Source organism: Rufibacter roseus, assembly GCF_001647285.1.
GTDB lineage: Bacteria > Bacteroidota > Bacteroidia > Cytophagales > Hymenobacteraceae > Nibribacter > Nibribacter roseus.
The window spans coordinates 1-14,202 of sequence record NZ_LRML01000011.1 but is presented as its reverse complement, the minus strand read 5'-3'; the positions used below and the strand labels follow the sequence as shown (position 1 = coordinate 14,202).

At 46.5% G+C, this 14,202-nt stretch carries 6 protein-coding genes; all 6 read right to left on the bottom strand.

The window, feature by feature from the left end; translation table 11 throughout:
• Nucleotides 1-5 precede the first annotated feature (5 nt).
• The 6 genes from A8O23_RS15560 to A8O23_RS15535 all read right to left on the bottom strand — a co-directional run bounded on the left by A8O23_RS15560 (nt 6) and on the right by A8O23_RS15535 (nt 13,855).
• Complete coding sequence (locus A8O23_RS15560) at nt 6-953, bottom strand: PorP/SprF family type IX secretion system membrane protein (protein WP_066623043.1); 948 nt, start codon at nt 951-953, stop codon at nt 6-8.
• A gap of 20 nt (nt 954-973) precedes the next feature.
• Nucleotides 974-6,730 carry an ice-binding family protein gene (locus A8O23_RS15555; protein ID WP_066623041.1) on the bottom strand — a complete coding sequence of 1,919 codons (5,757 nt, stop codon included), beginning with the start codon at nt 6,728-6,730 and terminating at the stop codon, nt 974-976.
• 868 nt (nt 6,731-7,598) lie between these two features.
• A complete protein-coding gene (locus tag A8O23_RS15550; RefSeq protein ID WP_066623039.1) occupies nt 7,599-8,825 on the bottom strand; it encodes a PepSY-associated TM helix domain-containing protein in 1,227 nt (408 codons plus the stop codon).
• A 69-nt stretch (nt 8,826-8,894) separates the two neighbouring features.
• Nucleotides 8,895-10,124 (bottom strand): DUF4374 domain-containing protein, encoded by a 1,230-nt coding sequence (locus A8O23_RS15545; protein ID WP_066623300.1) that lies wholly within the window; start codon nt 10,122-10,124, stop codon nt 8,895-8,897.
• A 34-nt stretch (nt 10,125-10,158) separates the two neighbouring features.
• Complete coding sequence (locus A8O23_RS15540; RefSeq protein ID WP_082883100.1) at nt 10,159-12,582, bottom strand: TonB-dependent receptor; 2,424 nt, start codon at nt 12,580-12,582, stop codon at nt 10,159-10,161.
• A gap of 232 nt (nt 12,583-12,814) precedes the next feature.
• Nucleotides 12,815-13,855: a threonine aldolase family protein gene (locus A8O23_RS15535; protein ID WP_066623037.1), complete on the bottom strand. Its 1,041-nt coding sequence runs from the start codon at nt 13,853-13,855 to the stop codon at nt 12,815-12,817.
• Nucleotides 13,856-14,202 lie beyond the last annotated feature (347 nt).

The following is a 14,202-nucleotide window of genomic DNA, read 5'->3' as shown; positions in this document are numbered from 1 at the left end:
AAGGTCTAAAAATGGCGAATGGTTAAAGAGGGGGTTGCTTCTTTTTTGAAAAAATAGAATCCCACTGACAGCTCATGGCTGGCATAGCCCTGCAGGCTGTTCAACGTCATGTCGTGCGCATAACCTATTTTGATCTTCGGGGTTAGGTACAGTTCTGTCATCAGGGCCCATGCATTGTTGGTATCAAGGCCTTGTCCTCTATACCTTTCAGGGTTGAACAATCTTAACGCTTTCCGGTAGGTTCCGCCAACCCAAATCCTGTCGCCAATTAGCAAGAAAGCGTTCAGGTCTAGGTTAGTGGGGCTCTTGAAGTCTTCTTTCAGCAGAAAGCTTGGTTTAAACTTGAGCATTTCATTTATATGAAAAACATAGCCAGAAGTAAGAAAGAAGTGACGTACCGGTGTGTAGGTAAACTCATTCTTGAAGGAGATTAAGTTAAAAGCAGACAAACCCAAGAAGAACCGTTCTGTGTTAAAAAATAGTCCCGCTTTAGTATCTGGCAGAAAATTTCTTTCTTTTGAAAGAGGAATTGCCTGGTCTTGCTCTGGATCTAGTAGGTGTAATTTGGTACCATCAACATAGTATTGGGAAACCCCGCCAGCTAAGCCTAATGCCAATCGGGCCGATGCCCCTACATTAATGCGTACAGCGGCGCTGGCCAAGGCACTTTTCTGGCCCTGCGCCCCAAGCACATCATTCATTACCTGCAGCCCAAGACCAATTCTTTGGTTAAGAACAGCGCCATCTAAGGCAATTGTTTGTGTAGTAGGGGCGCCCTCTAAACCACTCCACTGGCTCCGGTGCATGCCACTAATATTCAACACTCCTTTACTGCCCGCATAGGCCGGATTTATAATCAGGCCATTGAAGATGTACTGTGTATAATAGGCGCTTTGCTGGGCGGTGGCGGTAAATGCCCAGAAAAAAAGCAGGGGGAATAAAATCTTCTTCATTTCTAAATCTTTTTTCTGGTTTACCGGACAATCATTACATAACCTTTATATGATCTTAAGAAGCCGTCGCACGTTTTCACGTTCAGTACATAGAAATAAGTGCCACCGCTTAGCTCTCCTCCGTTCCAGTTATTGTGGTATCCTTTTTGGCGATACACTTCGGTGCCCCACCGGTTCAAGATGACCAAATCATTCTCCTTGTAATTCTCTATGTTTCTGATTTTCCAGGTATCGTTGATGTTGTCTCCGTTCGGTGTCAAAGCGTTGGCGAATTCCAGTTCACCCTCAGCCATGGCTGGGTCAGCGGTAATGAATGTGTAAGGACTTGAGCAATTTTCACTATTCGCGCTTACACCCACAACCCCTGGTTTGCTGCCTTCTGGGGCTTTTATTTGTATTGAGGTGGTTCCCTGCCCGCTGATGATAGTCCAGCCTTGGGGTACTTCCCAGGTGTAAGAAATAGCATTAACGGAAGGACTAACGGTGAAAGAAAGTCCGCCGCAAGGGCTGCTGGTGTCCATGATGGAGGCGGGTGTCTCAGGCATGGCATTAGGTACAAGTGCCAGAGTCTGAGCTTGGCTGCTAGAGCAATCATTAGAGGCAACCACACTTATAGTGCCGGTTTGCGTTCCGGCCGTTACGGTTATAGAGTTGGTTCCTTTGCCGGAGGTGATTTCCCAACCAGCAGGTAGCGTCCAGGTGTAGTTTGTAGCGCCTGCAATTGGTGGAACCTGATAGCGTAAGCCAGATTGGGTAGCGCAGAAGCTTGTTTCACCTTCAATGGCACCTAGCTGTACAGAAGTGGCTTCACTGATGTTTACCGCTAAGTAGTTGGCTTCACTTTCCCCGCAGCCATTCACTCCTTTTATGGAGATAGATCCGGAAGTTGTGCCTGCTCTTACAGTGATAGAGGTAGTGCCTTGTCCGGAAGTTATTTGCCATCCCTCGGGCACATCCCATAGGTAAGAGTTTGCGGAGCTGACAGGGTCAACTGAGAAAACTAGTCTTTCCTGGTTTTTACATACCAAACCAACTGCCCCTCTAATGGGTCCCGGAGCCGGTGAAGGAGTAGTAGAAGAGGTAACAGCCAAGGTAATGGTATTGCTGATTCCGCACTTGTTCTCAGCAAACACCTTTATGTCTCCAGATTTGTTCCCAACGGTTACAGTAATGGAGGTGGTGCCTTGGCCTTGGGTGATTTTCCAGTCTTCAGGTACTGACCAGGTATAGGTGTCTGCACCTGCAACAGCTTCTATGGAATAAACAACACCTGTAGTGTTGACGCATTGGTGTGCCAGTCCGTTGATCAGTTGCGGCTGTTCGGGTGCGTTGATGGTGGTAACAGCTATGGTTTTTGCTTGGCTGATGCCACAACCGTTTTCGGCTTTCACGCTGATTGCGCCTCCTGAGGTTCCGGTAGTCACTTTAATGGTAGCAGAGCCTTGACCAGAGGTGATTTCCCAGCCTTCCGGAACAGCCCATTCATAGGCAGTGGCCCCGCTCACGGCACCCACGCTATACACAACTTCCTGCGCATTGGCACAGGCCTGAGTAGGTCCGGTTATGTTATTTGGAGTAGAGGGCATTTGGCCGGTAACCGTAACTGTCAAAATACTGGCTGCGCTAATGCCGCAGCCATTTTGCGCCATCACAGAAATAGTACCCGGGCTGTTGCTCGGTTCTACCATTATGCGGGAAGTGCCTTGGCCAGAAGTAATCAACCAGCCGGCAGGTAGAGACCAAATATAGGTGGAGGTATTGTCAACATCATCAACGCTGTATTCAAGGCTGGTGGCACCGGAGCATACGCTGTTACTTCCAGAGATGGCCAGTGGTGCCGGTGGAGCGGTGGTAGAAACAGATACTGGTAATGTGGTGGCGGCGCTGCTGCCGCAGTGGTTATTTGCCTTTACGGTAATGTTTCCTCCGGTATTACCAGCCATTACAGTAATAGAGGCTGTTCCTGCACCAGAGGTGATAGTCCAGCCTTCCGGAACAGTCCATTCATACGCAGTAGCGCCAGAAACCTCAGTTACAGAATATTTATTTTCAGAGCTTCCCGCACACGGCAACTTCTCACCATTTATTGCAACAGGTGCTTCCGGAATAACTGAAGGATTCACAGTAAGGGTGCTGGCCGAGCTGGCTCCGCAGTTGTTGAAGGCTGTCACTGTGATCTGACCAACTGACTTTCCTACTGTAACGGTGATGATATTGGTGCCTTGCCCTCCGGTGATTTCCCAATCGTTTGGTACGGTCCAGCTGTACGTGCTGGCGCCGGTCACTGGGGGAACCAGATAGGTAACACCTTCTTCTGAGGCGCAGACAGCGGCTGAGCCAGCCAAGATACTTCCTGGAGTAGCCGGAGGCGTAAGTGTTGGTGTAACATTAAACTCGCTTTCAGCGCTTTCACCACAACCGTTTACTGCTTTTACCCTTACCTTGCCGCTGGTATTGCCAACTGTAACTTGTATGGAAGTGCCGTCAGTAGACTGAGTATAAGACCAGCTGCTAGGTACTGACCAAACATAGGAAATAGCACCTTCTACCGGAGCAATGCTAAACCTTACATTTGTATTCCCGGCGCATAGGTTGTTATTGCCAGTAATTGGTCCGGGAGTGGCAGGTAATGCGTTGCTGGTTTGAACCGCCAGAACAAATGCCTCACTGACTCCACAGTTATTTTTAGCAATCACAGAAATCTCAGCAGGGTTTACGCCGGCTTTTACCTGAACGGAAGTGGTTCCTTGGCCTTGAATGATTGACCAGTCTGCGCTGGAGATAAGCCATGTATAATTGGTGGCGCCAGCTACCGGACTGATGGAGTAGGTTAAATTGTCTTCATTTGTACAAACTGCCGCTCTGCCATTGATTGCCACCGGAGCAAGAGGTGCACCAGTAGCGGGTTGTACTGTCAGGCTGCTGGCATCGCTCAAGCCACAGCCATTCTTGGCTCTGACGGTGATGGTGCCTGATCCTGTACCAGCCTTTACCTCAATAGAGGTGGTGCCGTTGCCACCCGTAATAATCCAGTCGCCGGTTACCGTCCACTCATAGCTTTGAGCTCCTTTAACGGCGTCAATTGAATAAGTTAGATTTTCCTCATTTACGCAAGGAGAAGGAGTGCTCCCCGTTATAGATCCGGGTGCCGGGGCAGGTGCTGTAGAAGGGGCTACCTCTAACACGGCAGCAGTGCTGTTGCCGCAGTTGTTTTTAGCGGTTACCCGTATCTGGCCACTGGCGCTGCCAATGGTTACTTGAATGTTAGACGTTCCAGCTCCGCTGGTAATGGTCCAACCGGCTGGTACTTCCCAAACATAGCCTGTGGCAGAAACCACTTCTGCCACAGAGTAGCTCACACTCAGGTCGCCTGCGCAAGGATTGGCTGTGCCCGTAATAGACAACGGAGCAGTAGGTACATCTAAAGAGGGAGTTACCGCTAATGTTCTTTCTGGACCGGCTCCGCAGCTATTCACGGCGGCTACTGTTATGTTGCCTGCTGTGCTGCCTGCTTTTACTGTAATAGTGGTGCCATCTGCTGGGCCCATGATAATCCAATCAGCCGGCAGGGTCCACACGTAACTTGTAGCGCCGGCAACGGGGTCAATAGAGTAAACCAGGTTTTCTTCGCCGGCACAAGGCTTCGGAGTGGAAGCGGTTATGGCCAAAGGACGGTTTGGCTTAGTGATAGGTACTACCGTTATGCTTTTTTCAGCGCTCTGGCCGCAGTTGTTTAAGGCGCTTACAACAATATTGCCCGATGTAACGCTGGTAGTCACTTTAACCTTGATAGAGGCTGTGCCTTGGCCTTCCATGATGGTCAGGTTGCCAGATACACGCCAGAAGTAACTTGATATTCCTTGCGTTTCTGCCACACTGTAGGTGTACACCATGCCTTCATTAGATGCGCAAGGAGCCAGGGTGCCATTAATATCACTAGGGGTGAGAGTAGTCATAGGCGCAAGAGTTAAAGAAGCGCTGCTGGTGCCGCAGCCGTTGATGGCTGTTACCACAACGTTTCCAGCTGTGCTGCCTACCAATACCTGAACTGTGTTGGTGCTGTCTCCTTTGGTGATCTTCCAACTTTCTGGGAATTTCCAGTTAAAATAAGTTGCGCCAGTTTCTCCGGTGACTATGTACGTTACGGTTTCCCCAACGCAGGGGGTAGTGTTGCCTGAAATGCCGTCTGGTTCAGTAGGCGGGGTAGTAGAGGGCACTACCTGTAAGGTGCTTGGGGCGCTGGGGCCGCAAGCATTTAAGGCTTTTACTTCTACATTGCCAGCAGTACTGCCTACCCGCACGGTAATGGAAGTAGTATTTGCCCCTGACAATATTTGCCAGCCATCGGGTACTGTCCAAACATAAGAGTTTGCGGAACTTACAGGTTCAATACTGAAGGTAATGTCTTCGCTTCCGGCGCAGGGGTTGTTGAATGCTACGTTAGAAGTGATAGGGCCTGGTGCCGGAGGGGGAGCTGAAGACGTAGCAATTTGCTTTGTGCTTGGGTCACTGACACTGCATACATTTTGGGCAGTAACTGTTATTTCACCTTCCTGTAAACCCGCAACTACTGTAATGCTAGGGGCACTGGGGTTGCTTACAATCTGCCAACCAGAAGGTACTGTCCAGTTATACTGCGAGGCAACGTTGGTTGGAATAACGCTGTAGGTAACTTCCTTGCCTACACAAACAGAAGCTGGACCTGAAATAGTCCCCGGGTCAGAAGGAGCCACGCAGATAGAAACAGAATTTTCATTGTTTCCTCTTATTTCATCCAGACCATCGCCTAATATGGTGACATTGTTGACCAATATGGCCGTGGCATTGCTATTGATCTGCGCTTTTATTTCAAGGGTGGCCGTGGCTCCGGCGGCAAAATTGTTGATGCTCCATTGTGAGGTTGAGGAGTCAAACGTAGAGCCGGCAGGGGCACTGGCGCTGATAAAAGATAAGCCTGAGTTTAGCACAGTGACCCGCACATTGGTTTCGCCTATGGGGCCGGCATTTTGTGCGGTAATGGTATAGGTAACTGTTTCGCCAATAAAGTAGTTGCCATCAGTGTTGCCGGCGCTTTTTGTAATAGTAACCGATAAATCTGTAGGAATAGTGATGATATTGTTAGTTAAGTTAACTGCCTCATTTATAGAAAGCAGACGTCCATAAACAGTTGCCCCGGTATTGGCGGTGATAGCCTGCTGAGCCATAATAGTTCCTCTGAAGGTACTGCCGCTGCCAAGTCTTGCAGAGTCTGATACTTGCCAAAAGATATTTCTGATTCTGGGTTGAGCCTGTTCCAGAAGAGCTACCCGCGCATTGCTCCCTACTTGCAAGTCGCCATTTACCTGAAAGATAAATAGGGCATTTGGGTCTCCGTTGTTGTCAAGCGTCAATGTGCCGTTAAGGTCGGCATTTCCTTCAAATCTGTATACCCCTGGCTGAAGAGTAAGTCCGCCTAAATTTTGGCCAGTCAGAATTTGTGTAGGAGTTTCACTGGCTGCCTGGGTATAGGTTGCTGCCAAGTCATGCTGTGCCTCGGCAGCAGCAGGCTGGTTAATAACTGTAGCTCCGTTGACAATGCCAGGAGGAAAGCCTGTAAAGCCGTTTCCGGGAGATACGCCAACGTTGCCATTGATCTTTGTGTCGCCAGCATTATGCACTCCTGTGCCCGACAGTACCGTAAAAGAAGAAGCTTTGCCTAGTGTGGCCGGGGTAAACTGAGCGGTACCAGCGAAAGGGGAAAGAATTAAAACTATCCAGAGAAGTAGAATTTTTTTCATGCAGCAGGCATTAGGGGGTTCTAGGGGTTGCCTTCAGAAACATACTAAAAATATTGCTTAGTGCAATTTAGTTTAAGTATGAATCTTGATCAAATTTGATGAAAAATTTTAATTAAAAGAAAAAAATAATTAAAATGAGTTATAAGGGCGTGTTATTTAAATGTTAACTGCAAAAGCTACTTCTGTGAATTTTATAAAACGTTTTATATTATATTGGATAAGTGCAAGTGTTTGTGATGGTTGAATTATGAAATATGTTAAATATGATTATGGTATTAATCTAATATAGTATTGTTCTTAATTGTTTGTATGGTAATATTGAACACAAGAGCAGAAGTTGGGGAATGACTTTTGATCTTGTTAAGTGCTTTATTTTTAATTAGATGCAAAAGAAAATTAAATGGCGCCAATGGTATCCTGGTAAATAGTTAAAAAAACTGTACTAATGTATCAAAGGCGGCTTAGTAGAAAAAGAAATGGTTAACAGGACAAAATAGAAGCCGTTGCTGAGTTTGAAAGAATAAACAGGCTTGGCTTATTATTCCCTATATCAAATGAGAAAAACTGTGCCACTTCGCTTCAATGGTTGTCATCGTACATTGACTGGAGGTGTTCATTTATGTCTGCACAAAACGGAAGGGAATGAATGTTAGAGACAGAAGTTTAACAGTAACTTTAAACTACTTCATGTTTAAGAGAAGCAGAAGAGCCTTCCTCACAACTTGCTCAGATCTGTGGAAGGCCTCTGTAGGATTGACCGTTTGCTTATTTTTTATTTTAGCCCTGATTTTTGAAAAACAGGGCTAAAACACCAAAGTGTCAGCAATTAAATACAGTAGGGAAGGCAACAGAAATAGTAGGAAGAACGCTAGGCCGTAATGGTTGCCGCGTTTTTAGGCGTAGGCGTTTTAGATGAGTTTAGTTTCTTTTTAGTTTTCTTCTTTTTATTCCACCACACCAAAAACCCGGTAATAGGTAGGCTAGCGCAAATTAAGCTGATAAAGAAGGCCAAAACCTTGCCCGGCAAGCCCCAAACGGCGCCAACGTGGATATCATAATTGAGCAAAGACAACTGGTCGGCAAAACTTGCTTCGGCATACCGGTCGCCTTGCACCCTAAAAAGCTCTAACGTGTATTGGTCGTAGAAATATTCGTTGCGGTTGTACCAGGAGCCGTGGTCTTGATAAGCTATGATTTCAATGGCGTCTTCCTTGTCTTCCAAAATAGGAGTCATATACCAGCCTTGCGCGTTAGGCTCTACTGCCACAGTTTTATACCAAGCCTGGTCAAGGGCAGAAACGGTGTTATTGGCTAGTAAACCTGCTTTGGTAGTATCAGAATGCGGGTGGTGGTGCTCTGGCATTTCTTTTCCGCCAGAAGTTACATAGTAAAGGCCCTCTTCAAACCACTTAAAGCTCCAGACTAAGCCAGTAACGCCCAGTGCTAAAGCAAGAAGTAGGCTGTAGAAACCGAGCACGTTGTGAAGGTCATAATTGACCCTTTTAAAGCTGCCTTTCCACTTAATTTTAAAACTCTTGTCGCGGTTAGACTTGTTCCATTTCTTGGGCCACCACATGATCAAGCCAGTAATGAGCAGCACCAGAAAGATGAGCGTGCAAACCCCCACAATTGGACGGCCAATGTTATAAGGCAGCCAGAGGGCGCGGTGCCCATCAATAATGAACCTGAAAAAGTCGAATTTCCCAGTGCCTATGGATTGCTGTTTCTGCAGGAACTCTCCGGTGTATGGGTTCAGGAAGATAGCTGTAAAGCTGCGCTTTCCGTTCTCAAAGCTGCTGAAGCCCACCGCGGCGGCGCTCTCTCGGTTACTGTAAGTGAGGCCAGTTGGCTTTGCACCGGGCATGTACGCCATAGCAGTGTCTAATAGCTGGCTGGGCGGCACAAAGCTTTTCTCTTGCACCTCCACAAAACGCCAAGGCTCTATGGCATCTTTGATTTCCTGCTGAAAGGCATAAAAGCAACCTGTAATGCTGACAATAAACACCACAATCCCTGACGCCAGACCCAGCCAAAGGTGAAGCCAATCATTGATGCGTCTAAGTATGCTTGGGTTGTTCCTTTTCTTGCCTTTCATGTTGTACCAGAATTAAAAAGTAAAAAAACACCAGCCTCAGCAGGCAATGCTGAAGCTGTGGTATTAGTTTTATTTTAGTCTTGCAATACCTCCTAAGAAGGAACCTTGTACCTCAGCCCCTTTAGTGGCTGTAGCAGTGGCTATGTCTGTTTGGTAAATGTTTACTACCCCATCAGCAGCTATGGCAGTATATACTTTGTCCCCGTCTACTAGGGCTGCAAAGCTTCTGCCCCCATTACCTGTGAAAACAGGCGCATTGGCTACCCGAGTAATAGTTTTGGCAGAAAGATCCACAATGGCAAGTCGAAGGTTCTTGTCAGACCACCGGTCGTCAAGAGTGGGTGGCACCACAGTTATTGCGGCAAACAGCTTGTTATTGCCTATGTAAATTGCGTGAGCAATCTTACCTCCGTTAGGCGCGGTGTCTGTGTTGAAGAAATAGTTTTGATCAAACTCAGTGCTTCCGGCGGCAATTCTTAAGATACCAGCTGGTTTAGTTGATTGGCTGTAACCGTTTGAGTAGCTGCTGTTGGAAACTGTATAGAGGTCGCCGTTCTCGGTTTCAAAAATACCTGAACGGGTGTTAAACGCTCCCGCTGGTCCTGTGCGGGTATCTTTAATCACTTTCTGCAATGCAAAACCCGGGTAGCTGTAAATGGCAACGTAACAGGTGTCTGTATTAGCTGTAGCGTAAGTAGTATGGTTTACTGGGTAAAATGTCTGGAACAATTGGTTGCCTCTTACCTGCATTCCGGTATGGAACAGCCAGTCTTGATTACTGGGGTGAATGTCGTTCATAGGTACTTCCGCTCTGTTGGTAATAGTATTGGAAGCAACATCTACTGTGTAGAACTTGGCGTTTAGTCCAGCGGTGGGGTTAGCGGGCATAGATACTCCTACCATGGTTTTGCCCGTGCCGTCCACATCAATAAATTCATTGTTGGCCATTTCAAACGTAAGCCCCGTTTTGGTGGTCAACTGATTAGAGGCATTCAGGCTGATAGTGTTCACGTCTGTTACGCCCAACCCGCCTATGCTATAGAAATTGCCGCCGCCGAAAGCGTAATCACGGTATCCTTCCTGCAACAGGCCGTTTCCGGTCAGGGAGATGGTGCCGTTCATGAGGTCGCCAGTTTGTACCACATAGTTAGTGGTAGCTGTAGATGTGGTCACGCCTACACCTAAGGCATATACTTTATCCGTTTCAGCAGCGGGGGTGGGGTCATCTTTATCATCACAAGAGAAAGCAGTAAACACTACTCCCGCAAATAAGCTGATCTTGGCTAATTGTTTTAACATAGACTTCATTAAGTTAATTATTGGTTGGAGATTCTTATTTATTGATAAAGTATCTGACTCTTAAGAAGAAAGAGCGACCAGGCTTCTGAAGCTTAAAATTATCAAAGAGCTTATTGTCGGTCAGGTTCCGGCACTCCAGAGATAAACCGTATTTGCCATTCTGCTGCGTGTAATTAATCATAGCATTGTGGGCTAGCTGGCGCGGAATCACATCTTGGTTATTAGACCCCAAATGATGTGGCGTGAAGTAATACTCTTCCACATAATTGAGGCTGTAATTGAAGGTGAGTACATTGTCTTTTGTGCCCAGGTCAGTGAAGGAATACCCTACTTCCGCGTTCCCGAAAAGGTAAGGTGTATTGGGGAGGCGGTGATCATAGCCCCAGTTTCTATAAACGGTAGTGCCGGTTTCATTTGTACTGGTAAAGGATTCCTGCTTGTCAATGATGTTTTGATAGGTAAGGTTTAAACCAAGCTGGAACTTGTTCTTCCAGGAGTATCTGAAGTCAGTTTCTGCACCGTTGGTGTTCACATTTCCAACATTAATGTATTGCCGGTCAATTGGCTGGGTTTGTCTCTGGTCTGGGCGGATATAATTACCTGATTTCCGATAGATATAATTTGCCTCTACTGCAATTTGGTGATCTGTGCGGATCTTGAAGGAGTAGTTAACTCCTACGTTTATATTGTCACTGTTCTCAGGTACAAGGTCAGGGTTTCCCCGGTAGTACAATCCATCGCCCAGTAGTTCTATGGCTTCAGGAAGGCGATAGGTATGTTCGTAAGAGGCCTTCAGTTGAAATTGAGGCAAAATAAAGCCGGCTGCAGCCAAACCATAGCCTACGTTATTGGTATTGGTCTGGGTAGGTGCGTAATAACCGGTGCCCGTTCCGTCTAAAACCCGTTCAAAGGAACTTGCATCTAATAGGTAAAGCTTTGAGAACGCCGTAGCATTAAACCGATGCTTGTTCATTTGCCAAGCAAAGCCCATTACCTGCTTTTTCAAGGACTGGGGGAACTGGTATGTCACGTTCTCAGGATCTTCCACGTCACTTGATTTTCGCTCAAAATCAGAAAATACATAGTTGAAAGAAAGAGAGTGAACAGGGTTAATCGCGTAGCTAAGGTTAGCCGTGGTCAAGCCTTCGTTGTCTTTGTTCTTTAGTTGTGTACGGTTTTGTTCAGCTGTACTGGTGGGCTTAGTCTCTTGAAGCCAGTTGTACTGTGCACGCGTAGTGTCAATGAGCCTGAACTGCGTCATGTTATAGGCGCTGTACAAACTCAGGTCAAGTCCCTCTACAAGAAGGTTCGTTTTCCGGTATTTTACCGTAGGGATTACAGACGAGGAACGGGAAGTGCGGGCGCCAAAAACCTGCTCCATGGTTACACCTGTCTGAATATCCTTTTCATTTCCTGATGCAATCACTCCCACCAAGAGCAAGTCTGCGTATTTCTTTCCGGAAACACCCCCTTCTAATTGGAGAGTACCCGATTTGTACTTATCATGAAAACGCTCAACTTCCCGCGCCTCTTCCCGTTGACCCGTGCTGAAGTTGATTGGCTGCACCTCCACTTTATAGTTATTGTCTGAATAGTTGTAGAACGCATTCGCCCGGAAAGTGAGTCCATTATCAGGATTGGTAAATGCTCCGTTCACAGAGGCCTTGTGGGTATTAAAGGATCCAAGGCCATAGGAAAAATCAAGAAAGTTGGGGTTGGCCCGCGTGACAATATTAACCGCCCCGCCTAAGGCATCAGCCCCCAAATGAATAGGAAGAACGCCTTTATATACTTCTACCCGTTCTGCCATAGTGACAGGTAAGTTGTTGAGCGTTAAAGATGATCCGAAATTATCCATGGGAATACCGTCCAGGAAAAACTTGACCTGCCTGCCGGTGAATCCGTTCAGGGAGAAGCTGAAGTTGGATCCCACGCCTCCGTCTTCGCGCACTCTAATGCCAGTAGTTCTGTTTAAGGCTTGGTTAAGGTCGGCGGAGGTGCTGTAAAGCTTTTTAGCATCCAGAACGGTCACATTGAAGCCTTCTTCTTTAACAATGGTTCCTTGGGTTTTCCCGGTAACCACCACCTCGCTTATTTTCTGGTTTTCTGACAGAACTATGGTGCCCAAATTAGTGGTACGCCCGGCTGCTATCTGTATTGGGGTAGTTTTGGTAGAGTATCCTACAAACGAGATGACAAGCTCATAATCACCGGAAGGAGCAGAAAGTGTGAAAGTACCGTCAGCCTTGGTCTGTGTAGCGGCTTCGGTTCCTTTTAAATATACGTTGGCAAATTCTATGGCATTACTTCCAGTATCTATGACCTTCCCAGAGATTGCTTCTTTTTTTTGCGCTTGCCCGGCAAAGGGAAGAGCTAGAAGTAGGCAAATGAAGAAAAAAATCCTTATCTGAAAGGAAATAGTGAATTGTGTAAAGTGCCGCGGGGAAAGTACTTCCATATCGCTAAACAAGTCGTTGACTTGTAATTAGACTTAATCTAAATAATGATTCAATATTAGGGTATAGATTTTAAAATGCCAAGTTATTTAGAATGATTCTACAGTAATTGAGATAAGAACATAGGTTGTCCTCTTCACCCAAGAAGGCAACAGTAGGCAGAAATAAAGAATGCTTGCTGTTTTAGGGCTGTTTTCTGAAAATAAGACCTAAAACAGCAAGCGGTGTTCAGTTTTAGTTTTGTTTCTCAGAAAGTACTTTCACCTCCTGTAAAAATTGGTCTACTTTTTCTTCGGGCGTGGCCCAGGAGGTGATCAGTCTAACCGCCGATTTGTTTTCAGGCATTTTTTTCCATACAAAAAAGCCGTAGTTTTTACTTAATTCAGCAATAAGGGTGTCTGGCAGAATAGGGAAAATTTGGTTTGATTGGGCTGGGGTCAAGAAAGTAAAACCTAGTTCCTGCAGTTGGGTGGCTATTTTTTGCGCCATTTGGTTCGCATGGGCAGCCAGTTCAAACATGAGGTTATGGCGTAGTAACTCGGCGAACTGCATTCCGAAGAGCCTTCCTTTGGCCATGAGCGCCCCGCGTTGTTTGATGTAGTACTTGAAATCTTTTTGCAGGCTCGGGTCGGTAATAATAATGGCTTCGCCAATCAATCCTCCGCACTTGGTAGCTCCTAAATAGAAGATATCGGTAAGAGAGGCCACATCTGCTAAACTTACATCATTAGTTGGTGCCGATAAGGCCATAGCCAACCTTGCCCCATCCATGAACAGAAGCAGGTTGTTTTGCTTGCAGAAAGTGGAGAGATCGGTGAGTTCTTGTTTTGTATAAATGGTGCCGATCTCGGTGGAATTAGAGATATATACTATGCGAGGTTTAACCGTATGAAACTCTGGAAACTTGTTCAGCAATGGTTGAATAGTAGCAGGCGTCAGTTTCCCATCTGGGGTGGGAACCGTTTCAATCTTATGCCCAGTAGCTTCAATGGCACCCGCCTCATGATTATTTATATGTCCTGTCTCGGCCGCAATCACAGATTCATATGATTTTAGGAAGGCTCCTAAAATGATAAGATTCGCCAGCGTGCCGCCCGCCACCAAATGCACCTCAACCTCTGGTTTCTGACAAAGCGTTTTGATGGCCGCTACAGCCTCCAGAGTAAATTGATCGTTGCCATACCCCGCTTGTTGGGTAAAATTGGTTTCTGTCAATCTTTGAAGAATGTTAGGGTGGCAGCCTTCGCTGTAATCATTGGTGAAGCTATATAACATCTAAGTAGTTCTAAGGGTAAGAATTTGCGTCAAAGATACGGCTGCCAACGCTTCAATTTGTATTATCAGGCTAAGTCTCTTTTAAAAGAGTAGAGCTTTGAGGTGTTTAAGTTGCGACAAATGAAGAAGAGGGGTGTAGCTGAAAGTAGTATAAAACAGAAAAGCCACTCAAATGAGTAGCTTTTCTGTTATTTCTCCTCTTGAATTACAGTCAATCAAGTTCAAGAAAATCTGATAGGAGTATTGGATCTGAGTTAGTCTGTGTCAGTGGGGTTTCCATGCGGTTCAGGCGGCCCTTTGGGCGCTGGGGTTTTTCACCCGGGGCCGCCGTTGGTGCTACCTCTTGA